A 25376-nucleotide genomic window follows, 5' to 3' on the forward strand; every position below is an offset into this window, starting at 1 on the left:
ACAACGCAACGCCCCAATGACTGGGGCGTTTCCCGCATGATATAGGTCATTGCAACAGGTAGACAACCACACATGCGTGCGGCATCACTACACCCAGGACTGCTTCATTGGCCTGCCTTACAGTTTGGCGACCGATACCTCGGTGGCTTTGACGAACGCCAGTACCTCGGTGCCGACTTGTAGATCCAGCTCCTTGACCGAGCGCGTGGTAATCACTGACGTCACGATACCCGCCGGGGTCTCCACGTCGACCTCGGACACGACCGGTCCGAGAATGATCTCCTTGATACGGCCGCGGAATTGATTGCGGGCGTTGATCGATTGAATGCTCATTGTCCTGCTCCTTGTTTATCAGTACGTAACCCGTACGTGTTCAGTTAGCGAGCCGTTGCCGCGCCCGGACAGCAGCGTCGACGCCCCACCTACACCGCCAGCCGCAAATGGCCAATGGAAATCACGGGCGCCAGCGGCCGGTTGCCCTGCGGCTCCTGTTCTTTATCCAGCACCGCGTTCAGCACGCGTGCCTCCAGGGCCGCAAACGCCGGACTCGTGCGTTGCCGCGGTCGCGCCAGATCAATCCGCTGATCGAGGATCACGCGGCCCTCTTCGATCACAATGACGCGGTCCGCCAGGGCGATGGCCTCATTCACATCGTGCGTCACCAAGACGGCGGTAAACCCATCGCGCTGCCACAGGTCTTCGATCAACTGTTGCATCTCTAGCCGCGTCAACGCATCCAGTGCACCCAACGGCTCGTCCAGCAACAACAAACCGGGTCGATGCAACAGCGCACGCGCCAGCGCCACCCGTTGCTTCTGGCCACCGGACAACGCGGCGGGCCATTCTTGCCCCCGCTCGCCCAGCCCGACCTGCCGCAACACCGATGCGGCCTCGCCGCGCTGACTTGCCGGTGTACCGATAGCGACGTTGCTCAAAATCGACTTCCACGGCAACAGTCGTGGATCCTGAAACATCATGCGGACACGGTCATCCGCGCCATCCTGTACCTGATCATCAAGACGGATCGCGCCGCTCGCGCGCCGATGACCGTCGGCGGCTGTCGCGCTTTCCAGCCCCGCCAGCAAGCGCAGCAACGTACTTTTTCCACAACCGCTACGCCCGACGATCGCGACAAACTCGCCCGGCGCGAACGCCAAATTGAGTCCCCTCAGGACATGCCGCTCGCCGTAATGCTTGTTCAAGTCCTTGAGCGTGACGCGCACCGGTGGCTGCGCCGCCGCGACCGTATCCTCGCCTTCGCGTTCCCGCTCGGCCTCATTGATCCGAGACGTCATATACGCCTCGGGCGACTCCCACTCATACGTATTCAAAAACATCCTCGGCTCCCAAAGACATGGTTGACATCAGGCGGGGCGATACGCCGGATTCCAGCGCAGCAGACGCGACTCGAGCCCACGGGCACAAACATCCGCCACCTTGCCCAATGCCGCGTACAGCAGAATGCCCAGCAACACGATGTCCGTCTGCAAAAACTCACGCGCATTCATCGTCATATAGCCAATACCCGATTGCGCCGAAATCGTTTCCGTCACGATCAAGATCACCCACACCAGACCCAACGCAAAACGCAGGCCCACCAGGATCGACGGCAGCGCGCCCGGAAAAATCACATCGCGATACAGCGCCCAGCCCGACAACCCGTACGAGCGCCCCATCTCGATCAACGCCGGATCCACCGAACGAATACCGTGAAAGGTGTTCAGGTAAACGGGAAAAAACACGCCCAGCGACAACAACGACAGCTTTGCCACCTCTTCGATTCCAAACCACAGAATCACCAGTGGAATCAGCGCCAGCACCGGAATATTGCGGATCATCTGCAACGTCGTATCCAGCAGCGTTTCGGCCAGACGCGACGCGCCATTCAACAAACCCAACGCCAGCCCCAATCCACCGCCCAGCAGCAAGCCCCACCAGGCGCGCAAAGCGCTAATACGCAGGTGCTCCCACAACTCTCCCGTAGCCGCGAGCGTCCAACCCGCCTTGGCCACGGCCCACGGCGCCGGCAAAATTCGGGACGACAGCCATCCCAGCTCCGACGAGACCTGCCATACGACTAAAATCAACAACGGCACCAACCAGGGCAATAAGCGGCGCGCGACGTTTACCGCCGTTGTTGTTACCGCCCTTGTCGTTGCCGCTCTCGCCGTTTGTGTCGTCGACGCCGTTGTCCTCGCTGCTGCTGTCGTTGCGGCCGCCGCTGTCGTCGTTGCTGCCGTCCTCACCGCTGCCGTCCTTGCTGCCGCTGTTGTCGCCGCTATCCCAGTCGTCGCGCTCATACCGGCTCCGCCACTGTTGCGGCGCGGGTTGGCGCCAACTCCGTCGCCATCACCTCGCCAAATGGTCCACTCAACAAGCCACCCGTCTGTTGTTTCCGCCCCTTGCCCGGCAACAAGGGAAATACCAACTCTGCAAAGCGATACGACTCTTCAAGATGCGGATACCCCGAGAAAATAAAGGTCTCGATGCCCAACTCGGCATACTCACGCATGCGCTCAGCCACCGTCTCGGCGCTGCCCACCAGCGCGGTGCCCGCTCCGCCTCGGACCAGGCCTACACCGGCCCAGAGATTCGGCGAAATCTCCAAATGCGAGCGGCCTCCCTGGTCATCGCGCAACTGCCCGCCGTGCAACGCCGCCATCCGTCGCTGCCCCTCCGAATCCATGCGCTGAAACGCCGCCTGAGCCGCAGCCACCGTGCCCTCGTCCAAATGCTGAATCAGTGCATCCGCCGCGGCCCAAGCTTCGTCATCCGTCTCTCGTACGATCACATGCAAACGAATCCCGAATTTCAGCGTACGCCCTTGCTGCGCGGCGCGGCGACGCATATCGGCGATCTTGGCCGCCACTGCCTGAGGCGGCTCACCCCAGGTGAGATACACATCGACCTGATCGGCCGCCAGCGCATGCGCGGCCTCTGACGAGCCACCAAAAAACAAAGGCGGGTACGGTTGCTGCACCGGTGGGTAAATCACCTTGCCGCCCTCGGATACCAACTGTGGACCCTTGTAATGAAAGCCCTGCCCCTCATGGCTTGCCTGCAAAATGCCGCGCCAGATTTTCACAAAATCATCCGTGATGGCATAGCGTTCGTCATGACTGACAAACACGCCATCGCCTGCTAGCTCGGACGGATCACCGCCCGTCACCACATTCACCAGCAAGCGCCCACCCGACATCCGATCAAATGTCGCCGCCATCCGCGCGGCGAACTGCGGCGAACTCACGCCCGGCCGGATCGCCACCAGAAACTTCAGCCGGCGCGTCGCGTCAATCAGGCTCGACGCCACCACCCAGGCATCCTCGCAAGATCGGCCCGTCGGCAACAACACCCCGTCATAACCCAGCGTGTCCGCCGCCACGGCAATCTGCCGAAAATAATCATGACTCGCCGCCCGGGCGCCCTGCGTCGTCCCCAGATAACGAGAATCCCCATGCGTAGGAATAAACCAAAATACGTTCATGGCACCACCGCGTTTAGAAAACGATCTAGCAAACAATCGAACAAACGATCCCACGAGCCACTCGATCAACGACCTATCGAAGATCAGGCGGCGCGGCCTCATTCACATCCAGCTTTTTCGGAATCAGCTTCAGCGCATAAAACGCATCCGCGATCTCCTGCTGGTGTTGCAACACCTCGCGTGTCACCGGCGTCACCCCGTACGCCAGGCGTTCCGCGGCCAACTCGACCACCGGTCGCTCCAGTCCCAACACCGGTTGCAAGAGATCCACCGACTCCTTGGGATGATCCTTCGCCCACAGATCACCCTTGCGGATCTCCTCCAACACCGTCTTGATCACGTCGGGATGCGCCGCCAGATAATCCTTCGACGCCAGGAAGAACTGATAGTTATTGACCACACCCACACCATCGGCCAGCACCCGCGCGCCCAACTGCTTTTCCGCCGCCGCCTGGAACGGATCCCAGATGACCCATGCATCCACCGCGCCGCGCTCAAACGCCGCCCGCGCATCCGCTGGCGTCAGATAAGACACCTTGACGTCCTGGTACGGAACACCCGCCTTTTCCAGCAGCTTGACCAGCAAGTAATGCACGTTCGAGCCTTTGTTCAAGGCGACCTTCTTTCCCTTGAGGTCCGCCACCGATTGAATCGGCGAATCCTTGGGCACCAAAATCGCCTCGCTCGTCGGCGCTGGCGGCTCATTGCCTACATACACCAACGGCGCACTCGCGGCCTGCGCAAAAATCGGAGGCGACTCGCCCACCGTCCCAAAATCAATCGAGCCTACGTTCAGACCTTCCAGCAGCTGCGGCCCCGCCGGAAACTCCACCCACTTGATCGTGATGTCCTGCTCGCCCAACGCCTTGTCCAATGACCCCAGCGCCTTCAGGATCGTCAACGTGCCGTACTTCTGAAAACCAATACGCAAGGTCTTCGCATCCTGCGCCGCCGCCGGTGCGCACGCCCATGCGACCGCGCACAACACCACAACCCCCGTCACCGCGATACGCAGTGAACGCGACAAGCCCACCAAACGTGAATGCAAACCTCGCATAGAGATGCTCCTGATCCATCATGGTTGTGTGAAAAAATTGTGCGAGCCATGACACCTGCACATCGCGGTGTCACACGCAGGTTCAATTACTGAATGTCATCGCACCGTCAGATACTGAATCGCGCATTCAGCGCCAAATACCCTAGGTCATAGCCCTGTGACAGCGGCGCCGTCGCCACATGCCGAGCCAACCGATCGACCGCACTATCCAGTCGCTCGCGCACATCGTCATCGATCGTGACGTGCCCCTGATGCAGGACCACCTGCCGATCCGTCGCATACACGCCCGCCAAAATATGACGGGCGCCCAGCGCCGACAGCACCGGCTTCAGACTGTATTCCAACGCCAGCAAATGCGCCGCGCTGCCACCTGTTGCAATAGGCAGCACAATCTTGTCCGCCAACGATTTCTCATCCAGCAAATCCAGAATCGCCTTCAGCCCGCCCGAAAACGAAGCCTTGTATACAGGTGTCGCGATCAACAGCGCCTGCGCGTCGCTCACGCGTTTACGCAATGCCCCCGCCGCCGCACCATTGAAATTGCCCTCAATCAAATCCACGGCCGGCACATCGCGCAGACCCAACTCATTGCCCGACAAACCACGCGCCGCTAATCGCTGCGCGGCATAACGTAATAAGGCCGTTGAACGCGAGTGCTGCGAAGGACTGCCGGCCAACATCAGAATCGTCATAATCGGGACTACTGCTCCATCTCATACCACCAGGGATGCAGTCATTCTGGGGCTCTCATTCCGATCTGAAAAATACTTAGTCGATATGTCGTTATGCGGTTTCGTGCGCGATGCGTCGTCGTGCCACGCGCGACGATCGGCACCATCACCCGCGTATCAACGCCAAACAAAAGGGCCTGAGCTCGGTGTGATACCGAACTCAGGCCCTGATGAACCTACAACAATAGCCGGATGAATAAAGCCTGCTGGCGGCTAATCTCCGATGTCGAACAACCCGAGAAGTGAAGCCGCCTAGCAGCTACTCGGCGTCGAACGACGCGATGAATCAAGCCTCCTGGCGGCTGACCTCCGAGGTCGATGCCGTGGACTTTTTACGCGCCGCGAAAAAGCGACCCAAGCCCACCACCAACAGCGCGCCGATGACTTCGGCAGCGATCTTGACCGCGCCCGAAACCTCGCCGAAACGCTCAACCACTACCACATCGGTCACCAGCATGCCGCCCGCGATCCAGCCCAACAAGGCCGCGCCAAACGTCACCACCAACGGATAACGATCGATCAACTTCAGCACCAGCGTGCTACCCCAGATGATGATGGGCACACTGACCACCAGGCCGAAGATCACCAAACCAATTTGATGCGCCGGGTCCGCCATTTGCGCGGCGCCGGCAATCGCGATGACGTTATCCAGGCTCATCACAAAGTCCGCCACGATGATCGTCTTGACCGCCGCCCATATCGACGCACTACCCTTGATATTTCCATGCGCGTCCTCCTCCGGGATCAGCAGCTTGACACCCACCCACAACAACAGCAGTGCACCAACCACCTTCAGATAAGGAATCGTCAACAACGTCAGGGCAAAGGCAATCAACACCACGCGCAGGAAAATGGCGCCCGCGGTTCCCCACAGAATGCCCTGCATGCGCTGTTTGCGTTCCAGATTGCGGCAGGCCAGCGCAATCACCACCGCGTTATCACCACCCAGAAGGATGTCGATAAGAATTATCTGAAACACTGCGGCCCAGCTAAGGGTCTGCAAAAACTCGAGCATGCAATCTCCGTAAGAAAAATCGGCAAAGCGCTGTTTTACCATTTCTTACAGCAACCTGAATACCACCTGACGGCAATTCTTACAAAAAACTGAATTTTTGGTAACTTGTAAGATAACCACATCCGGCAACCCCGACCCTGTAAACGCGGATTGCTCTGTCACCATTTTTTTGCGAAACCACTTCATGAATATCGGGAAAGACTCCATTGGCATGATCGGCGTGGGCCTCATGGGCCACGGCATTGCCAGCAATATCGTCAAACATGGCTACCCCCTGGTGCTGCTGGATCACCCCGGCAACCAGCCCGTTGACCAGCTCTTGGCTGCCGGCGCCGCCAAGGTCGCCAGCCCCGCCCAGGTCGCCCGACAATCCAATATCGTGATCCTGTGCGTCACGGGCACCCCGCAAGTGGAAGACGTCTTGTTCAGCCCCGACGGACTGCTGCAGGGGCTGCGCCCAGGCACCGTCGTCATCGACTGCTCGACTGCCATTCCCTCCTCGACCGTGCGCATCGCCCAGGCCGTCACCGAGGCCGGAGGCCAGTTCCTGGATGCCCCGATGACCCGCACCCCCAAAGAAGCCGCCGAGGGCCGCCTGAACCTGCTGGTCGGCGGCGACCGCGCCCTCTTCGAACGCTGCCAGCCGCTGTTGCGGTGCTATGCCGAAAACATCAGCCACGTCGGCCCCATCGGCGCCGGCCACCGAATGAAGCTGATCCACAACTATGTCTCGCTAGGCTGCGCCGCCGTCATCGCCGAAGCCGCCGCCTGCGCCGAACGCGCCGGCATCGAAGCCAGCGTCCTGACCGACATCCTGGCCAAAGGCGGCGGCGCTGGCGTCGCCCTCGAGCGCCTGCGTCCCTTTATCGAATCCGGCGACGACTCCGGCCTTCGCTTTTCTCTATCCAACGCACAAAAGGACCTGGGCTACTACACCACCATGGCCGACGAAACCGGCGCCGCACACGGTGCCGCCGACGCCATCGAGCAGTTGTTCAAACACGGCGCGCAAAACACCCCGCCACAGACGACGTTGCCGCATTTGGTTTCGTTGCTCGCGGGGGGGACGAAGTCACAGCAGTAGAGTTCTAAAAACGTCCCCGTCGGTGATCAAGGCAATGCGGTAGGTCATTAATATCGAAGCGACAGCCTCCACAGGCTCGGTGCCCAAGTCGATGACAGGGGCATAGGCACGATACCGATTGACCTGGGGCACAATGGCGCTTTGCTGATTGCTGCCCTGGTGGCCTACCCGCGATGAACCGTTTTCTGAAATTTCCGCTGGCCGGTGTGCTGGGCCTCATGATGCTGGCCGGCGCTGCCTACTCCGCATCTGAAAAACCGTTGCGCATTGGTGTCATTCCCAGCGTTGCCAATCAAGCCACCGAAATCGCCATCGCCGAAGCCGCCAAACAAGGCCTGCAGGTCCAGCTCGTTGAATTCAGTGATTGGGTCATGCCCAATACTGGTGTCGCCGAAGGCGCATTGGACGCGAATTTCTTTCAGCATGAACCCTTCATGCTGCTGTTCAACCAAAGCCGCGGCACCCAGCTCGCCCCCATCGCGTACGGCTACTCGACCACCATTGGCCTGTTCTCCAAGAAGCTCAAGCCAGGCGATGCCATCCCCCAACGCGCCAAAATCGCGATTCCCAACGACCCCGTCAACACAGGCCGGGCCTTGCTTTTCCTGCAGTCCATCGGCCTGCTCACACTACGCCCCGGCGCCACCCACGAAGCGTCGCTTCAGGATATCGTCGACAACCCCAAGCAGATCGAGCTCATCCAGATCGAAGGCTCGCAATCCGCCCGCGCGTTCGACGACGTCACCGCATCCGTCACCTACACCACGTTCGCCAAACACGCCGGCATCGACGAAAAGGACGGGTTGGCCTTCGACAACACCGATCCCGAGAACGTCCGCCGCTATGCGATCCGCTGGGTCACCACTCCCGACCACGCCCACGATCCGCGGCTGCTCAAGTTCATCGATATCTATCAAAAATCCCCTGAGGTCAGAGCCAAACTACGCGACCTATACGGCGACCTGATCGAATTCCCCTGGTAACTTGGGCCCGATCGCAGGGCAATTCAAAACCGAAGTCCCCGTCGTTGGTCAAGGCAATGCGGCGGGCCTAATCAAAACGGCTCGGCCCAACCAGGGGCCTTGGTCCCGCTGCGCGGGACTGCCCGTTTTTCAAAAGGCCCGCCGAATTGCCTTGACCAACGACGGGAACGTCTTTAGAACTCAGACTCGTCGCGAGCAACCGCAATCTCAGGCAGGCAACGCCAACAACTCACCCATACGCACCGGCCCCCGCACTGACGACCTATCCGTCCAGCGAACGCGATCTCGGCCAAACAGCACAATCACTGTCGAGCCCAGCAAAAAGCGCCCCATCTCAGCGCCCTTGTCCAGTTGAACCGGTCCACGCGACGCCGCGTCATACGGTACCGAACGCACCTTGCGTTTGTGCGGCGTCACCAGCCCCGCCCACACCGTCTCGATCGACGCCACAATCATCGCGCCCACCAACACCAGCGCCATCGGACCGTATTCCGTATCAAAAATACAGACTACCCGCTCATTGCGAGCGAATAGCTCCGGCACATGTCCCGCCGTCAACGGATTCACCGAAAACAACCGGCCCGGCACATGCACCATCTCGCGCAGCGTCCCCGCACACGGCATATGCACCCGGTGATAATCGCGCGGCGACAAATAAATCGTCGCAAACTCACCGCCGACAAACGGCTCGGCACGCACCATATCGCCGCCCAGCAGCGACGTCAGCCCATACGAATGGCCCTTCGCCTGAAAAATGCGGCCATGCTCAATACTGCCCAATTGACTGATCGCACCATCGGCCGGGCACACAATACCTTGCGGCGTTGCATCCAGCGGCCGTGCATCCGGCTTCAGCCCACGCGTAAAAAACTGATTAAACGTCTCATACGCCAATGGGTCTTCCTGCAGCGCCTGCGTCATATCCACGCCATAGCGACGCACAAAACGCGAGATCATCCAGTTCTTCACCGACGGATGGCGGCAATCAGAAGCCACCCCCATCAAGCGCGACACCAAATGATGGGGAGACGCGTACTGGCTCGCGAGGAAAATCTTATCTTTAACTTGCATGGAAGTCGGTTACAACAACAGGGCGTCGCCGCAGGAACGGCACAGGGCACGGATGTTACTTGTTATAGACGGGTAGCGCTACCCATCGGCCCCCTTGCGCCGTCCGCCCACATCGATAAACATGCTCTCATCGCCCCCAGATTCTGCGCCCCTCGCCGGCAGGGTCTGGCCTTCTCACCCCCAGGGAATCGCACCGTGCTTATCTCCGATCCATTGCCCGCCAATCGCATGTTGACCCTCATCGGTGCCCCCACCGACATCGGCGCCGGCTCTCGCGGCGCCTCGATGGGCCCCGAAGCCCTGCGCGTCGCAGGGCTCGGCCCTGCCCTGCAGGCCCTGGGATATGACGTCCACGACGCCGGCAATCTGACTGGCCCCGCCAACCCCGACCTGCCTCCCGACCAAGGCTATCGCCACCTGGACGGCGTCATCGCCTGGAACCAGGTCCTGCACGACGCCGTCTACGCCGAACTACAACGCGAGCGCGTCCCAGTCACCCTCGGCGGCGACCATTGCCTGGGCATCGGTTCGATCAGCGCTGTCGCCCGTCACTGTCATCACACCGGCAAACCCCTGCGCATCCTGTGGCTAGACGCCCATACCGACTTCAACACCCAGGACCTCACGCCCTCCGGCAACCTGCACGGCATGCCCGTCGCCTGCCTCTGCGGCCAGGGGCCCGACGCCTTGACCACCCTGGCCGGTGAAGTCCCCGCCGTGCATCCCGACTGGATACGCCAAATCGGCATCCGTAGTGTCGACGACGGCGAAAAACGCCTCATCGCCGCCGCCGGCATCGAAGTCTATGACATGCGCACCATCGACGAAATCGGCATGCGATCCGTCATGGAAGCCGCCCTCGCGGACCTGACACCGAACACCCACCTGCACGTCAGCTTCGACGTCGACTTTCTCGATCCTGAAATCGCTCCCGCCGTCGCCACCAGCATCCCCGGCGGCCCCACCTACCGGGAGGCACAGCTCTGCATGGAGATGATCGCCGACACCGGCCGGCTCGCCTCGCTCGACATCGTCGAACTCAATCCCGCGCTGGACATCCGCAATAAAACCGCCATGCTCGCCACCGAGCTTGTGCAAAGCCTGTTCGGCAAATCCACGTTGATTCGGCGGCCGTCCCGATCACGGGGATGATCACTCCGGTACAGAGGCCTCTTCGATACTCGCCATGTAGACAGAGACGGCCCGATATGAGGCGAGTAATAGCACCTTGGCGGCACGTTCGGCCTCGTCGGCATTCCCATCGGCCACCGCTTGCGCCAATCGCGTCCAATCCTCAGCAGACTCCCGGCGCCTTTTCTGTGTGCGAAAGCTGATCGAGTTTCCACGAATGGCATAACGCCATAGCGCCTGCTCGCTGAGTGCTTCGTAGATGGCACGCAACCGTTTACCCTGACACGCGCCAATCAACATATGCTGCGTATCAATAGACAAGTTGGCATACTCGGCCGGCGTCGTATCCTCCGCGTCCGCCAAAGCACGCAACTGCACCGAACGCGCAAGCAAAAGCTGAGCAAAATTCACTGAGGTGGGCTTTTCCACGGCCTGTCGGGCAGCCAGTCCGAGCAACTGAGCCCGTATGTTGAATATTTCTTCGATTTCCTCTGCATTGAACGCAATCACGCGTACGCCATAACGGGGAATGCGCTCGACCACACCGCGCCTCTCGAGCAACGCCATGGCCTCACGCACAGTACTGCGGCTTACAGCAAACAGCTCAGCATAGGTTTCTTCTTTCAGGCGCTCGCCAGGAGAAATAGCGCCATCATGGATAGCCGTCAGCAGAGACTCCGCCACTTGTTCGGGTAACGACTTGGCCAGGCGGCCAATCTGTGTCGATTCTTTATTGAAATAGGCGGACGCGCCGGTCATGGCTCTCAGATACTGGAAAGATTACGGTCAGTATACCGTTCGACTCCCCCGGGAATAGGCGTCAATACGGTGGCTCATCGCAAAATAATATTTTGTCGACAAACGACAATCGACTTAATATACTCGCTTTTGAGAGCGGCGGTTTGCCGCCCGCATCAAGGAGATTTCTCATGACTTCTATCACCGTCACTGCGCAGGCCTACGCGGCTGGGGCGCGTGTCACAGGGTTGGATCTACGAAAACCGCTGACACCCGAACAAATTGCGACTGTGCAGGCCGCCTGGCACGACCATTTGGTGCTGGCATTCCCCGATCAGGATCTCACCGCGCCACAACTCATTGCCTTCACTGCGCAAATGGGGGAAGTCGAGCGCAACGACAACGTGCCCTACTACCGTGACCCCGACTACCCCGAAGTCCTGCTGGTGTCGAACAAGCCTCGAAACGGTAAACCTTCGGAAACTCGCAATACCGGCCGAAACTGGCACGCCGACCTCACCTACACCGACCGTCCGGCCAAGGGCTCGGTACTAATGTGCAAAGAAAAGCCACCAATCGGTGGCGACACCATGTTTGCCAATATGTATATGGCGTACGAAACGCTCAGTCCCGTGTTGCGCGACTTCATCGAAACACTGGATGCTGTCCACGACATCACGCTGATCAAGGGGTTTGAGCGCCGCGACCCGGCCCAAATTGCCGACATGAAACGCGCCAACCCGCCTATCGCCCATCCGGTCGTACGCACGCACCCGGAAACGGGACGAAAGCTATTGTTCATCAGCGAGCGGATTCGAAACTTTGTTGGCATGACCGAAGAAGAAAGCCGTCCGCTACTGCGATTCCTGAATGATCACGCCACTGCGCCGGAGTTCGTATACCGGCATCAATGGGCATTGAACGACGTGGTCATGTGGGACAACCGTTGCACCTTGCATATCGCGCTAAAGGACTTCGATCAGAGCCAACCCAGACATATGATGCGTTGCTCCATGCGCGGCGAGAAATCGGGCTACGTCATTCAACCAGAAAGCAAAGACGACGCATCGCTCAAGAGCGCGCTGGCCGCTGTGTCCTGACACGCGCGCCCACCTGCTCAAAAAAACAACTCAGTCGCATTTCCCTGGAGGAGACCTGATATGCCCATCCATTTTTTTCGTCGAGCACGTACGCTCGCCCTGCTTGTTTGCCTGAATACCGCTTGTATGTCCGCGTACGCTGCACCGCCCATCCGACTTGAAGTCGGATTTCCACCCGGCGGCACCACAGACGTCATGGCGAGGTTGGTCGCCAAAGCGCTCTCCGCACAAATCGGCCGCGATATCGTGGTGGAGAATCGCCCAGGCGCCAGTGGCAACATTGCCGCGTCTGCTGTGGCCCAGGCGAAACCAGACGGCAACACCCTGCTGTTCGTGCCCAGCAGCCACGCAGTGAATGCGTCCCTCTACACCAACCTGCCCTTTGATCCCGTGCGCGATCTCACCGCAGTTGGCTTCGTCGCCACGACGCCTTATGTGTTAGTAGTCAATCCCAAACTACCAAGCACGTCAGTTGCCGAACTCGTTCCTTATCTGAAACAACACCCAGGGGAAGTCGCCTTCGCGTCGGCCAGTCCGGGGACCGGCCAACACCTGGCCGGTGAAGTGTTCAAGAAAGCCGCGCAAGTCGACATCTTGCATGTGCCCTACAAGGGCAGCTCAGCAGCATTGCCCGATCTGGTGGCAGGACGCACAGGCATGATGTTCGACAACGTCGCGGTCATGCTGCCCCACATAAAAAGCGACAAAGTCAGGGCACTCGCGGTCACCACCGCCCAACGATCATCGCTACTGCCCGATCAGCCAACCATCGCGGAAAGTGGCTATCCAGGCTTCGATATCGTTGGCTGGTTTTTATTGTTAGCCCCCGCGGACACACCAGACGCAATCCTGAACGAACTCAATCAAGAGTTGAACACGGTCCTGAAGGGAAAAGACCTAGCTAGCAGGCTAGCCGAACTGGGCGCAGAAGTGAAAACCAGCACGCCCCAAGAAGCCAACAGTTTTGTGCAAGGCGAAATCAGCCGTTGGGCCAAAGTCGTGCAAGAGGTCGGCATCAAGCCTAACTAAAAATCCGGAGTCAATGCTGCCGAGGAATCGCGTCCATCTTGTTCGTGAAGACGATCAAGGATGGGCGCGCGAGGCCGCTACTCTGTCATGGGCGTACGGCTTTCAGTCTCAGGCGATTCGCGGTCAGCTCTTGGGAATCGCTCCCCATGCGAACGTCCGCCAAGCTTTCGGCAGTCAGCGCTCGGCGTAGCGTTTTTCCAACTCGTCGTATAGGGGCTTATCGACCAGGCGCTGGCGCTCGTTAAACGGCGCCAGCAAGGTGGGGTCTTCGTCCAGTTTGCCGTCGCGCTTGAGCGTGGACAGGGCCGTTTGCATGCCTAGCACCGCGCCCTGAAGTGCAGCGTTTGCATACAGCACCAGGCTATAGCCCATGCCGCCCAGTTCCTGCGCCGTCAGCGTGGGGGTTTTGCCGCCTACCACGATGTTGATCAACAACGGCTGCTTCAGTAACTGAGGAATCTTGCGGATTTCTTCCAGGCTGGTCATGGCCTCGACGAACAAGATATCGGCGCCTGCCTCGGCGAATTTCTGCGCCCGTTCGATCGCCCCTTCGAAACCCTCCACCGCTCGGGCGTCTGTGCGTGCGATGATCTGGAAATCGGGATCTTTGCGCGCGTCAGTGGCCGCACGGATTTTGTCGAGCATTTCCTGCAGCGGCGCCACTGCCTTGCCGGCGAAGTGGCCGCACCGTTTCGGAAAGACTTGGTCCTCGATCTGGACGGCGTCGGCGCCGGCGCGCTCAAGCGCGCGCACCGTATGCCAGGCATTGACTGCGTTGCCAAACCCTGTGTCGATGTCGACGATCAGTGGCAGGTGCTCTACCGCCTCGCGGATGCGCGAGGCGGCATCGGCCACGTCGCGCAGGCCGATGATGCCCAGGTCGGGCGCGCCGTAGTGCATATTGGTCAGCCCGGCGCCCGTCAGATAGACGGCCTCGAAGCCCTGGTCCGCGACGATCTTGGCGCTCATCGCGTTGAAAGCGCCGGCCACAATCAGGCCGTCGCGACGGGCCACTTTTTCACGCAGGACTTGTTTCGTCGATTTTTCCATTAGGGGTCTCCCACATCGTGTATGAAAATGGCGTCATTCGAGCCGGATCTTGGCCGCCGTGATCAGCTTATCCCAGCGAGCGGCTTCACTCATCAGGAATTCGCCGGCCTGTCGAGGGTCGCCATTGATCGTCGTGACACCGATATTCTGAAGCTTTTCGCGCAAGTCTGGTTGGCGCAAGGCTTGGTCGAATTTTTCGGCCAATGTGTCAACCACCTCCTGGGGCACTTTAGCCGGCGCGGCCAGCATGTACCAGGTCGTAGAGGCATAGCCTTTCACGCCACCTTCCTCGATGGTGGGAATGTCCGGCGCGATGGGCGAGCGCACTCGGCCCGTCTGACCCATGGCTTGCAGCCGCTTGTCGCGGATGAATGGCAGGCTTTCGGCAATCGGCAGCACGGTGATGTCGGTCTGGCCGCCCACCACGTCGGTCATGGCAGCGCCGCCGCCCTTGTAGGGCACATGCAAGTATTGCAGGCCGGTCATGGAACGCAGCACTTCGGCGGCCAGATGCGAGGAACTGCCGTTTCCCGAGCTGCCAAAGCGAATGGCGTCCGGAGCCTTCTTGCTCATCGTTACCAAGTCATCAATCGATTTCACACCCAGCGAAGGACGCGCCATGAGCATCAGGGGCGCCTCGCCAACCAGCGAGATTGCCTTGAAATCCGTGAGCTTGTACGGAACCTTGGCGTACAAGCTGGGATTGATGGCGATACCCGGTGTGGCAAAAACCACCGTGTAGCCATCGGCGGGCGCGGTGGCCACGGCATCCAGGGCCAGGTTGCCGCCCGCGCCGGGGCGATTCTCAACCACGAAGTTAAAGCCCGACATTTCGCCAACCTTCTGCGTGACCAGGCGGCTGACAATATCGGCGCTGCCCCCAGCCGGGAACATGACCACCACACGTATCGGCCGGCTGGGATACTTGTCGGCAGCCTGGGCGGCCGGCGCCAGCGCGGCAGCGGCCAGCAGGCTGGCGCACAGCGACTTGAACGTCTTCTTCATGAGTTTGTCTCCTTTTGTATGAATGGACTGCGGCGGATGCCTTGCCCATCGTGATGGGTGATGCGATCCATCAACAGCCCCGTCATCCAGCCGTCGCGGATGGCGGCCAGAAAGTCGCCCGGCGCATTGCAGTCGCCGATGCGTGTATAGGGAACGCCACTAGCCTCAACCGCATCCAGGACGTCCAGCTCGGGCCTGGGACCGGTGGCAAAGACCAGCCAGCTGCCGATAGGCAGGCTTTCGGTGGACTTGTCGCCCTGTTGGATCTCGATCTGGTCACCCTGTACACCCAGGATGCGGCAGTGAGTGACCATGGAGACTCCGTGGGCCTCCAGGCGCTCGACCAGCTCGAATCGGTTGTTGCGCGCCATGCCCGTGGCGATGATGGGTAAACGGTCCAAGATCGTGATCTGCGCCTCCCGTACCCGCAGCGCGTCGGCCACTTCCGCACCCACCATGCCACCGCCCACGATGGTGACTCGCAATCCGGGCTGGACAGCATCCAGGTCGGCCAGCACGTCCCAGGCGTGCAACACGCGCACGCTGGCGTTCAGCGCCGACAAGTCCAGCGGCGGCTTTGCCGGGCGCGAGCCCGTGGCGACGATAATGTGGTCTGGCGCGAACGCGCCGATGCGCCCGGCATCGGCCTGCACGCCAAGGCGTATCGGCACACCCAACGTCTGCACGGTTTTCCAGCGGCAGGTCCAGACGGGCTCGACCTCGGTCTTGTCGGGCGAGGCCATCGCCAGCGGCATCTGGCCGCCAGGCTGGGCGCGCTTTTCCCAGATCTCGACGTCATGGCCGCGGCCCTTGAGCACACGCGCGGCCTCCACGCCCGCCACGCCGGCGCCCAGCACCAGCACACGCAGACGCCCTTTCGTCGGGGCGGGGAACAACTGTGGCTCGGCATATTCCAAGGTTTCGAATTCGGTGCCGATCATCGGATTTTGCACACAGGAAACGTCCTTTTCCAGCGTCAGGCGCTCGAAGCAGACGTTGCATGCGATGCACGTTCGGATGGGCGCCTGGATCTTGCCAAACGCCTTGTCGCACCAGTGCGGGTCAGCGTATAGCGCGCGGCCGATAGATACGAAATCGGCGCTGCCCGACGACAGCATGTTCTCAGCGTCCCGGGGCTCGACCATGCGGCCGGCTGCAAACACCGGAATCTTCACCTGTTGCTTGATCGGCTTCGCATGCGGCGCCAGGCAGCCGCGCGGGAACGACGGCGGCTGAATGCAGAACTTCGACAGCTGCGGGCTTTCGTTGCTGCCGCCGGAAAGGTCAATAGCATCCACCCCCGCATGCTCCACCGCCTGGGCCAGCGCAATGATGTCTTCGCGGGTGTAGCCGCCTTCGGCGAACTCGCTGGCCGACAGCCGTACCACCAGGCACAGGTCAGGCAGCGCGTCGCGCATGCGCACGATGGTCTCCAGCAGCAGCCGCGTGCGGTTCTCCAGCGATCCGCCATAGGCGTCCGTGCGCTGATTCACGCGCGGGCTGAAGAATTGCTGGAACAGGTAGCCGTTAGCGGCATGGATCTCGACACCATCGTAGCCCGCTAGCCACAGCCGGCGCGCACTGGCCACGAACAGCTTCTGGATATCAATGATCTCGTCCACCGCCAGGGGCCGCACCTTATCACCCGTGTTCGGGTTGACCCACGCAGACGGTCCGACCGGCTCCATGTTCAGCACGGCGCGGCGCAGCAGTCCACCTCGATGATTCAGTTGGCCAAAAACGTGGCAGTCGTGCTTCTTGATCGCCTCGACAATGCTGGCCAGGCCGGGGATGAACCGGTCGTGATAACAACACAGCGAATTGTGGTGCGGACGGGCATGCTCGGTCACAACCATGGCCTCGGTCATGATCATGCCCACCCCACCCTTGGCGCGCTCTTCGTAGTAACGCTTGTCGCGCTCTGTCGATAGGCCATCCGTCGTGCTGTAGTTGGTGCCCATGGGCGCCATCACGACGCGATTTTTCAGCCGCAGGTTACCCACCCGCCCCGGTTGTGCCAGCAACATGTCGGACACCCTGGAATCAACCATTCGACTTGACGCCGGCATCCTTGATCAGCTTGCTCCAGCGCTCACCCTCTTGCTTCAGGAAGGCATCGAATGCTGCGGGGGATTCCTGCGTAAAGGGCCCGATACCCAGTTTTTCCAGTTTGCTCTTGGTGTCCGGATCGTTCACTGTCTTGACCAGCGCATCATGCAGTCGCTGGCGGATGTCCATGGGCATGCCCTGGGGGCCCATTACCGCGAACCAATTAAATGCAAGCACCGACGGCAGGCCACTCTCGACCGTGGTTGGTACGTCGGGCATGACGGACGCGCGCTTGGTGTCGGTCACCGCGATTGCACGCAGCCGGCCGTCCATCACGAGCTTGTGCAGGGCCGGCAGGTCGACAATAATGCCCGCGACGTGGCCACCCACTGCGTCCACCATGCCCGGGCCTGCGCCCTTGTACGGTACGTGCACGATGCGCCCTTTCGATTCCGCCTTGAGCAGTTCGATTGCCAGGTGCGGCAGGCCGCCGTTGCCGGCCGACGCCAGCGTAACGTCCTGCTTCTTCGACAACGCGATCAGTTCGGCCAAATTCTTAGCCGGTACGTTCGGGTTGATCGCCAGCAATTCCGGCGTGGACGCTACCGTCGTGATGCCCGACAGATCCTTGTAGGGATCGTAGGGCAAGTTGGGATAGACGTAATAGCTGAGCAAGAGCGGGCTCACGCTGCCCAGGGTGATCGTATAGCCGTCAGGCTTGGCACGCGCCACGTACTCGGTGCCTATCGTGGCGTTGGCACCGGGCTTGTTCTCCACCACCACCGACACGCCCAGGATTTCCCCGAGCTTGGGTGCGATGATGCGGGCCACGATGTCGTTCGACCCGCCCGGCGGAAAGCCCACCACCATGGCGATGGGCTTGGAGGGATAGTTGTCGGCCGCAAGGGCCGGTATCGCGGTAACCGCAAGTGCGCCAGCAATGAAGACCTTCAACAGGCCACGGCGAGCGATTTCAGAATTCTTGATGAACATGGTTTGTCTATATGACCATCTCGGATTGCAAGGCCTGCCCGTGCAACGTGTCGATGATCCGCCTCCGTTGTGTAATAGTTGATTTTCATCACATCAAGCCTCGGACTTTCAGACCGGGACTGATGTGTCCTGACTGACATGCCGAGCCATGAACGCCATCGCCCAAAACCGTGCATGTCTTTCTTCTGGCCAAGCCTGTCGCCCCGTCATGAACCGGAACGGATGGCGCAAGACGTGGTGTTCGGGATCGCGATCGCAGGCCCGTACGCAGACACCGCTTTTTTTGCCAGGTGGCGGCACATGGGCTCGCCCATCACACCGACGCCGATGCATCCTAATGTTTGATTCATGGCACTAGACCCCCAAGTAGGCTTTCCGCACAAACGGATCGTTCAATAGTTCCTGCCCTGCGCCCGAGCGGATAATTTCCCCTTGCTCGAACACGTAGGCGCGCCTGGCCAGGCGCAGGGCCAAAGCGGCATTTTGTTCAACCAGCAAAACCGAAATCCCGGTTTCGCGATTGAGACGCTCGATGGCGGCCCGTATTTCCGACACGATCTTGGGCGCAATACCCAGCGAGGGTTCGTCCAGCATCAGGATCTTTGGGCAGGCCATCAGTGCACGGCCGATGGCAACCATTTGCTGTTCTCCGCCGGACAGCGATCCCGCCTGTTGGTGCTGGCGTTGCGCAACGATGGGAAACAGCGAGCAGACCAAGTCCTGCGCGTTGCGCTTGCGTGCGCCATCGCCCACCGTATGAGCGCCTATCTGCAGGTTCTCCCATACGGTCATGCGCGGAAACAGCCGCCGACCCTCGGGCGACAAGGCGATTCCCATGCGTACGCGTTGTGCCGCGCCGCTGCCCGAAATCCGCTGGCCGTCCAGCGTCAGCTCGCCCGATGTCAGGCGCATCAATCCCATCAGCGATTTCAGGGTCGTGCTCTTGCCTGCGCCATTCGATCCAATCAGCGCGACGATTTCTCCGTCTCCGATACTGAACGACGCGTGGCGCACGGCCTCCAACGGCCCATAGCGCACCACGATTTCCTTTGCTTCAAGCACCGGCATGTTCGGTTTCTCCCAGGTAGGCCTCGATTACCGCTGGATTGGCCTGTATTTCGGCTGGCGTGCCATCGGCGATCTTCTGCCCCTGCACCAGAACGACGATGCGTTCGCAGGTACCCATGACCAGTGCCATATGGTGCTCGACGAACAAGAGCGTCAGACGATAGTGGGAGCGCACACGCTGCAGGAACCTGCTGAATTCCGCGCATTCCTCGGCGTTCAGGCCTGCGGCCGGCTCATCCAGCAAGAGCAGACGCGGCTTGGTGGCCAACCCGATCGCGACGCCGAGCCGTTTCTGATATCCATACGCCAGGCCGCCCGCCAATTGATCCCGGACGGAATTCAAGCTCGCGATATCCAGGATCTCGTCGATCTCCGTATCGAGCTCCCGCAATTTTTCAAGATAGGCTTGCGTGCCGAACAGCTGATGGAAGAAAGGCACGCCTAACTTGGATATCGCGCCACGAAAGACGTTCTCGCGTACGGTCGCGTTGCCATAGACCGAGGCCGATTGAAAGGTTCGCGCCAGACCTTGCTGAACCACCTGGCTGGGCGTCATGCCCAGTATCTCCTTGCCGTTGAAGCACACGCTTCCCGACGTGGCTGGCTGCGTGCCGGTGATGAGATTGAACGCCGTGCTCTTGCCGGCGCCGTTCGGGCCTATCAAGCCGACGATCTCGCCCTCGTTGATATCAAAGCTGAGATCGCGCACGGCCTTCAGACCGCCGAATGTCTTGGAGAGATTCGTTACCCGCAAAAACACCGTCATAGCCGTTCTCCCGTCAAGCGTCGCAACAGGCCCAAGCTAGCGATTCCCTTGGGCAGAAACCGCAGGATAAGAATCAGGCTCATCCCGTAGAAGATGTTCTGAGACTGCACAGCGCCGCGGAACAATTCGGGCAGGGGCGTCATGATGAGCGCGCCGATGATCGGTCCGGCGACCGACACTCGGCCACCGACGACCAGCATGATGATGGCGGCGATCGAAACCTGAGCGGAAAAGGACTCGGGCGAGATATACCCCACATAGCGCGATAGCAGCACACCGCCTAGTCCGGCCATGCCGCTGCCCACGGTGAATGCAAATAGTTGGGCTTTACGTACACTGATACCGGACGATTCCGCCAGACCGGGCTGTTCCCCCACGGCGTCCAGAGCATGCCCTTTGGGCGTCCTGAAGAACGCGACAAGGAATATGATCGAAGTAGCGGCCAAGGGCGCGACCAGACAATAAAATGCCTTGCGGGTATCAAGCGCAAAGCCCAGCAAATCTACCGCCGGTATCTTCGCGATGCCATTCGCCCCGCCTGTCACCGAGGCGGCATCCAGCATGAAGAGACGAAACAATTCGCCGAACGCGAACGTGATCAGCACGAAATACACGCCACGCAATCGCAGTATCGCAGAGCCCAGCAGGTACGCCACTAGCGATGCCGCCATCGTTCCCAGGGCGGCTGCCACCAAGAAAGGCAGCCCCAACCGCATTTCTGCCAGAACGGAGACATAGGCGCCAATACCGACGAATGCCGCATGGCACAACGACAACTGCCCTGTACGGGTCAACAACGCCAAGCCGCTGACAATGAAGGTGTTCAGGCATATCAGGACCGCCAGATGCACATAGAACGCACTACTGAATCCCAGCGGCACGATCATCAGCGCAGCAAGCAGCATCCACGCCAGCACGGGATAGCTCGAGGACTTGCGTTTCTGCTTATCGAGCGAGGGATTCGCGAAGGAAGAAATGGAGTCGCGCGTCATTTATCAATGCTCCGCACGCCCGAGCAAGCCGGTTGGTCTGATGACCAGAACCAGAATCACCAGAGCGAATATCAACATGTCGGCCGTACTTCCATCGAAGAACGTGCCCCCCAGGCTTTCCGATATACCCAACAGCAGACTGGCAAGCACGGCCCCGCCGATACTGCCCAGGCCGCCCAGGACAACCACGATGAAAGCCTTGAATAGCGGCGTGGCCCCAATGAAAGGTGAAACGGAGAACACCGGTGCCATCAATGCGCCCGCGATCGCCGCCAACGCAATGCCCAGTGCAAAGCCCAACGGGTAAGCCGCACCCGAACGGATTCCATAGGACGAAGCGATTTCCATGTCCTGGACGACGGCTCGCAACGCACGCCCTGCCTTGCTGTGCATCAGGAATACATACAGTGCCACCAGCACCACCGCCGAAAACGCCACCACGTACAAGCGGGAAAGCGGCATGACGATTTTCCCCAGCGAGACGACCCCTTCAGCCGCCGGCGGCATGGATTGCGGATCAGGTCCAAAGGCCATAAGGGCCACATTCTGTATGACCATACCCAACCCGAGCGTCGCGATAAGTCCATTCAATTCGTCGCCCCGAAAGGGTTTCAGCACGACGATTTCCAGAATCCATCCGAGCACAAGCGTCAGGACAAACGCAATCAGCACCGACAACATATACGGCAGCCCTAATTGCGTCACGCAGATGAACGCAATGAAGGCCCCCAGCATGTAGAACTCGCCATGCGCGAAATTGGCGATACGCATCACGCCGAAGACCAGCGTAAAGCCGATGGCCATCAGTAAATAAAGCAATCCAATAATGAGCCCGTTCATCAGCGCCTGGCCCAGCAGAAAGAAGATATCCACGACGCCTCCTTTACTTGCAACCGGCCATCGTGCAGCGCGCACGGATGACTTCCTGACCTGCGATGACCTCGGAAAGATAGAACGGCGTATCGACCTGATGATTGATCCCGTACGTCTGCTGTCCGCTCCAGTTAGTAGTGCCCAATATGCCCGGATAATCCTTGAGGGATTCGAGTGCCGCGCGGACCTTGTCGGTGTCGGTCACGGTTCCCGCATCTGCCATGGCCTGGAACAACATATGCGTTCCGTCGTAGAAAGACGGACTGAAACCGTTCATGGGCTTGTGATACTTATCGCTATAGCGCTTGGAATAGGCCTTGACTTTGGGATCGTTCGGATCGAACTGGGTATAGACGATCATGCCCTCGACCGCCTTGGCACCCGCGACATTGAGGATTTCCGCAGTAGCCGGACCACCACTGCGAATAAACCTGCCCTTGAAGCCGAGCTCACGCGCCTGTTTGGCGATCAGGCCGGCCGTGGTGGGCGATATCCCATTCAGTTCAATTGCCTCCACGCCCTTGGCCATCAACCGCGTGATCAGCGGCATCATGTCGAGACGGTCCCGATCGAAGAACTCGCTGGCGACCAGCGGAATGCCCGCTCCGCTATAGGCTTTGGTGAGCCATTCATGCTGCTGCTGCCCGGATTCGTCGCTGACGAACAACCCGCCTACTTTCTTGATACCGAGAACCTGAGAGATCCATGCGACCTGGGGGCCAGCCGTTTCCACCGTGGTAAGCACGGGGCGGAAAGTGTAAGGCTTGTCGGCTCCCATGGCCTTCGCGGTAAAGGCCAGGGTCATGATGATGACCTTGTTCTTTTCCGTCACCGGCTGTATGGCCAATGCCGGCGCGGACCCCGTCGGGCCGATGACATACTGCACTTTGTCCTCGAAGATCAGGCGATTCACCGCCGTCACTGCCTCGTTGGCCTGGTACTTATCGTCATAAGCGACGATTTCCACCTTGTACTTCTTGCCGCCTACCTCGAGTCCGCCCTTGGCGTTGACGTCGTCTGCCGCGAATTGTGCGGCGTACTGCATACCCTGTCCCCAGGCAGCGCCGGGGCCGGACAAAGCCAGAACCGCGCCGATCTTCAGCGTCTCCTGCGCATGGGCCATTCCCGTCATCGCCAGCAAACCAGCCAACATCAATGATCTCTTCAACATGGTTGTCTCCCTTTATGCTTTTAATTATTCGCAGCCTGCGAGCGTGCAGTTCGCGACTATGACTTCCTTGCCTGAGTGAACTTCCGCCACATAGAAAGGCATGGCTACCTGCCTGTCGATACCGTAGGCCTGCTTGCCGGTCCAATTAAGCGTGCCGAGGATGCCCTGGTAATCGCGCATGGCGGCCAGGGCGTCTGCCACCTTTTTCGTGTCGGTAATGGTGCCGGCTGCGGAAATGGCCTGGAACACCATGTTGGCGCTGTCGTAGTACGAGGGGCTGAACCCATTCATGGGTTTGTTGTGGGCCTTGAGGTAGCGTTGTGCGTAATCGGCAACCGCCTTGTTCGACGGATCGATCGGTGCATAGACCACCATGCCTTCGGTGGCCTGCGTCCCTGCGACCTTGACAATTTCGGGTGTGGCCGGACCGCCGCTGCGGATGATCAACCCTTTGAATCCGAGCTCGCGGGCTTGCTTGACAATCAGGCCGGCCGTCGCGGGTGCGTTGCCGTCCAGATCGATGGCATCTACGCCTTGGGCCATCAGACGGGTCAGAAGCGGAACCATATCCAGCCGGTCGCGCTCGAACATTTCCTTGGCCGCCAATGGCACGCCAGCCTTGGCATAGGCTTGCTCCAGGTCGACAACGATCTTTTGGCCCGTCTCGTCATTCGGGAACAGGCCGCCGACTTTCTTCAGGCCGTATTTCTTGACGGCCCAGGCCACCTGCACACCGGCCGTTTCGGATGTCGTGAGAACCGGCCGGAACGTCAGCGGCTTGTCGGGACCCAGCGCCAGCGGCGTGAAAGCCATGGTGGTCGTCAACACCCCATGCTTCTCGACGGTGGGCCCGATCGCCAAGGCGGTGGCGCCACCCATGGGCCCCATGATGAACTTGACCTTGTCCTCGAAGATCAGCCGGTTGGCGGCGGTAACAGCCTCGCTGGCCTGATATTTGTCGTCGTATGCAACGATCTCGATCTTGTAGGACTTGTCGCCCACCTTCAGGCCGCCCTTGGCATTGACATCGTCCGCGGCGAATTGCGTGCCATATAGAATGGCCTGCCCCCAAGGCGCGCCAGGGCCCGAAAGGCTCGCGAGCACACCAATTTTCAAGGTGTCTTGCGCATTGGCACAAAACGCGGCCGCACCAGCCAGAATCGTGAATATCAATTTTTTCATCGTTTTCTCCTCCTTCCGTCATTTTTATTTTGATAAAACCGCTGCGACCGAACCTCCGTCTATGGGAATGATCGTGCCCGTCATATAGCGCGAATCATCACCAAGCAAGAAGCGAATCACCGACGTGACATCGGATGGCTGCGCGACCCTACCCAAGGGCGAAACGCCCGAAACCTGATAGCCGCTAGTCGCGGCATCGGCCACCAATTGATGCACGAGCGGGGTATCCACGGTCGCCGGCGCCACGGCATTCACCAGAATCGACTGATTCGCCAACTCCACCGCGAGCACCCGCGTGATGTAGGTCAATGCGACTTTCGACGCGGCATAGGCGCCGCCTCCCGTCTTGGGCCGAAACGCCGCGGCGGATGCCACGAATACCACTCGGGCTGGCGCATCCGGAGTCGCCGCGCGCCTGAGCAAAGGATGGGCGGCCTTCGCCGTCAGCCAACATCCCTTGGTGTTGATGTCGAACAAGGCGTCGTAATCCGATTCCGAAAGTTCCATCAACGCGCCGGTTCGGAATACACCGGCCGAGCACACCAGTACATCCACCGCACTCGTCGCGGCACGGATGTGTTCAAAGGCCTGCGCCACGGACGCGCTGCTCGAGGTGTCGCAGACAATAGGAATGAATTTCCCCGACGTACCTTTTGCCGTTTCCTCCACCTGGTTCAGTTTCTGCTCGTCCCTATCCAGCCCAAAGACCGTATAACCGCGCTCGAACAAATCCCGGCAGCAATCCGCCCCGATGCCCGACGCCGCGCCTGTAACCACCGCATGCTTGCCCATTGCTTTCATCTC

General features: G+C 60.1%; 26 protein-coding genes. 5 read left to right on the forward strand and 21 right to left on the reverse strand.

Annotated elements, in window-relative coordinates:
* Nucleotides 1-117: 117 nt before the first annotated feature.
* From ACYVDM_RS13755 to ACYVDM_RS13785, 7 genes are all read right to left on the reverse strand, one after another.
* Nucleotides 118-333: a TOBE domain-containing protein gene (locus ACYVDM_RS13755; RefSeq protein ID WP_415793499.1), complete on the reverse strand. Its 216-nt coding sequence runs from the start codon at nucleotides 331-333 to the stop codon at nucleotides 118-120.
* 89 nt (nucleotides 334-422) lie between these two features.
* Nucleotides 423-1295 carry an ATP-binding cassette domain-containing protein gene (locus ACYVDM_RS13760; RefSeq protein WP_415793517.1) on the reverse strand — a complete coding sequence of 291 codons (873 nt, stop codon included), beginning with the start codon at nucleotides 1293-1295 and terminating at the stop codon, nucleotides 423-425.
* A gap of 69 nt (nucleotides 1296-1364) precedes the next feature.
* Complete coding sequence (ssuC, locus tag ACYVDM_RS13765; RefSeq protein WP_460475404.1) at nucleotides 1365-2300, reverse strand: ABC transporter permease; 936 nt, start codon at nucleotides 2298-2300, stop codon at nucleotides 1365-1367.
* Nucleotides 2297-3484, reverse strand: a complete 1188-nt coding sequence (ssuD, locus tag ACYVDM_RS13770) for an FMNH2-dependent alkanesulfonate monooxygenase (protein WP_415793498.1) — start codon at nucleotides 3482-3484, stop codon at nucleotides 2297-2299. The genes ssuC and ssuD overlap by 4 nt, the downstream gene beginning before the upstream one ends.
* 73 nt (nucleotides 3485-3557) lie before the next feature.
* Complete coding sequence (locus ACYVDM_RS13775; RefSeq protein WP_415793497.1) at nucleotides 3558-4541, reverse strand: sulfonate ABC transporter substrate-binding protein; 984 nt, start codon at nucleotides 4539-4541, stop codon at nucleotides 3558-3560.
* 107 nt (nucleotides 4542-4648) lie between these two features.
* Nucleotides 4649-5233: an NADPH-dependent FMN reductase gene (gene ssuE, locus ACYVDM_RS13780; protein WP_415793496.1), complete on the reverse strand. Its 585-nt coding sequence runs from the start codon at nucleotides 5231-5233 to the stop codon at nucleotides 4649-4651.
* A gap of 325 nt (nucleotides 5234-5558) precedes the next feature.
* Nucleotides 5559-6287 (reverse strand): TerC family protein, encoded by a 729-nt coding sequence (locus tag ACYVDM_RS13785; protein ID WP_415793494.1) that lies wholly within the window; start codon nucleotides 6285-6287, stop codon nucleotides 5559-5561.
* 184 nt (nucleotides 6288-6471) lie between these two features.
* Between ACYVDM_RS13785 and ACYVDM_RS13790 the strand changes: the two genes are divergently transcribed.
* Complete coding sequence (locus tag ACYVDM_RS13790; protein ID WP_415793493.1) at nucleotides 6472-7371, forward strand: NAD(P)-dependent oxidoreductase; 900 nt, start codon at nucleotides 6472-6474, stop codon at nucleotides 7369-7371.
* A 218-nt stretch (nucleotides 7372-7589) separates the two neighbouring features.
* A complete protein-coding gene (locus ACYVDM_RS13795; RefSeq protein ID WP_415793514.1) occupies nucleotides 7590-8354 on the forward strand; it encodes a MetQ/NlpA family ABC transporter substrate-binding protein in 765 nt (254 codons plus the stop codon).
* 207 nt (nucleotides 8355-8561) lie between these two features.
* On the opposite strand, the gene asd is transcribed toward ACYVDM_RS13795, so the two are convergent.
* A complete protein-coding gene (gene asd / locus ACYVDM_RS13800; protein WP_415793492.1) occupies nucleotides 8562-9425 on the reverse strand; it encodes an archaetidylserine decarboxylase in 864 nt (287 codons plus the stop codon).
* Nucleotides 9426-9653: 228 nt separating this feature from the next.
* Here asd and rocF point away from each other — a divergent pair, with 228 nt between their 5' ends.
* The gene (gene rocF / locus ACYVDM_RS13805; RefSeq protein ID WP_415793512.1) at nucleotides 9654-10577 is read left to right on the forward strand and encodes an arginase; all 924 of its coding nucleotides are present in this window, start codon (nucleotides 9654-9656) and stop codon (nucleotides 10575-10577) included.
* On the opposite strand, the gene ACYVDM_RS13810 is transcribed toward rocF, so the two are convergent.
* Nucleotides 10578-11315, reverse strand: a complete 738-nt coding sequence (locus tag ACYVDM_RS13810; protein WP_415793491.1) for a GntR family transcriptional regulator — start codon at nucleotides 11313-11315, stop codon at nucleotides 10578-10580.
* Between the two features lie 170 nt (nucleotides 11316-11485).
* Between ACYVDM_RS13810 and ACYVDM_RS13815 the strand changes: the two genes are divergently transcribed.
* The gene (locus ACYVDM_RS13815) at nucleotides 11486-12394 is read left to right on the forward strand and encodes a TauD/TfdA dioxygenase family protein (protein ID WP_415793490.1); all 909 of its coding nucleotides are present in this window, start codon (nucleotides 11486-11488) and stop codon (nucleotides 12392-12394) included.
* A gap of 60 nt (nucleotides 12395-12454) precedes the next feature.
* Nucleotides 12455-13423, forward strand: a complete 969-nt coding sequence (locus ACYVDM_RS13820) for a tripartite tricarboxylate transporter substrate binding protein (protein WP_415793489.1) — start codon at nucleotides 12455-12457, stop codon at nucleotides 13421-13423.
* A gap of 174 nt (nucleotides 13424-13597) precedes the next feature.
* Here ACYVDM_RS13820 and ACYVDM_RS13825 read toward each other — a convergent pair whose 3' ends face one another.
* The 12 genes from ACYVDM_RS13825 to ACYVDM_RS13880 form a co-directional block, all read right to left on the reverse strand.
* Nucleotides 13598-14473, reverse strand: a complete 876-nt coding sequence (locus ACYVDM_RS13825) for an isocitrate lyase/PEP mutase family protein (RefSeq protein ID WP_415793488.1) — start codon at nucleotides 14471-14473, stop codon at nucleotides 13598-13600.
* Nucleotides 14474-14506: 33 nt separating this feature from the next.
* On the reverse strand, nucleotides 14507-15478 hold the full coding sequence (locus ACYVDM_RS13830; protein ID WP_415793487.1) for a tripartite tricarboxylate transporter substrate-binding protein: 972 nt from the start codon (nucleotides 15476-15478) through the stop codon (nucleotides 14507-14509).
* The gene (locus ACYVDM_RS13835; RefSeq protein ID WP_460475405.1) at nucleotides 15475-17529 is read right to left on the reverse strand and encodes an oxidoreductase; all 2055 of its coding nucleotides are present in this window, start codon (nucleotides 17527-17529) and stop codon (nucleotides 15475-15477) included. The genes ACYVDM_RS13830 and ACYVDM_RS13835 overlap by 4 nt, the downstream gene beginning before the upstream one ends.
* Nucleotides 17522-18520 carry a Bug family tripartite tricarboxylate transporter substrate binding protein gene (locus ACYVDM_RS13840; protein ID WP_415793485.1) on the reverse strand — a complete coding sequence of 333 codons (999 nt, stop codon included), beginning with the start codon at nucleotides 18518-18520 and terminating at the stop codon, nucleotides 17522-17524. The genes ACYVDM_RS13835 and ACYVDM_RS13840 overlap by 8 nt, the downstream gene beginning before the upstream one ends.
* 206 nt (nucleotides 18521-18726) lie before the next feature.
* Nucleotides 18727-18870, reverse strand: a complete 144-nt coding sequence (locus ACYVDM_RS13845) for an NAD(P)-binding domain-containing protein (protein ID WP_460475406.1) — start codon at nucleotides 18868-18870, stop codon at nucleotides 18727-18729.
* A gap of 4 nt (nucleotides 18871-18874) precedes the next feature.
* Nucleotides 18875-19588: an ABC transporter ATP-binding protein gene (locus ACYVDM_RS13850; RefSeq protein WP_415793484.1), complete on the reverse strand. Its 714-nt coding sequence runs from the start codon at nucleotides 19586-19588 to the stop codon at nucleotides 18875-18877.
* On the reverse strand, nucleotides 19575-20354 hold the full coding sequence (locus ACYVDM_RS13855; RefSeq protein WP_415793483.1) for an ABC transporter ATP-binding protein: 780 nt from the start codon (nucleotides 20352-20354) through the stop codon (nucleotides 19575-19577). Before ACYVDM_RS13855 ends, ACYVDM_RS13850 begins: the two co-directional genes overlap by 14 nt.
* Entirely contained in the window at nucleotides 20351-21346 is a 996-nt protein-coding gene (locus ACYVDM_RS13860) for a branched-chain amino acid ABC transporter permease (protein WP_415793482.1), read from the reverse strand. The genes ACYVDM_RS13855 and ACYVDM_RS13860 overlap by 4 nt, the downstream gene beginning before the upstream one ends.
* A 3-nt stretch (nucleotides 21347-21349) precedes the next feature.
* Complete coding sequence (locus ACYVDM_RS13865) at nucleotides 21350-22219, reverse strand: branched-chain amino acid ABC transporter permease (RefSeq protein ID WP_415793481.1); 870 nt, start codon at nucleotides 22217-22219, stop codon at nucleotides 21350-21352.
* Between the two features lie 10 nt (nucleotides 22220-22229).
* Entirely contained in the window at nucleotides 22230-23390 is a 1161-nt protein-coding gene (locus tag ACYVDM_RS13870) for an ABC transporter substrate-binding protein (protein ID WP_415793480.1), read from the reverse strand.
* 24 nt (nucleotides 23391-23414) lie between these two features.
* Nucleotides 23415-24572 carry an ABC transporter substrate-binding protein gene (locus ACYVDM_RS13875; protein ID WP_415793479.1) on the reverse strand — a complete coding sequence of 386 codons (1158 nt, stop codon included), beginning with the start codon at nucleotides 24570-24572 and terminating at the stop codon, nucleotides 23415-23417.
* Nucleotides 24573-24596: 24 nt separating this feature from the next.
* Entirely contained in the window at nucleotides 24597-25364 is a 768-nt protein-coding gene (locus tag ACYVDM_RS13880) for an SDR family NAD(P)-dependent oxidoreductase (RefSeq protein WP_415793478.1), read from the reverse strand.
* Nucleotides 25365-25376: the final 12 nt, after the last annotated feature.

It is taken from the genome of Bordetella tumulicola (assembly GCF_054779135.1).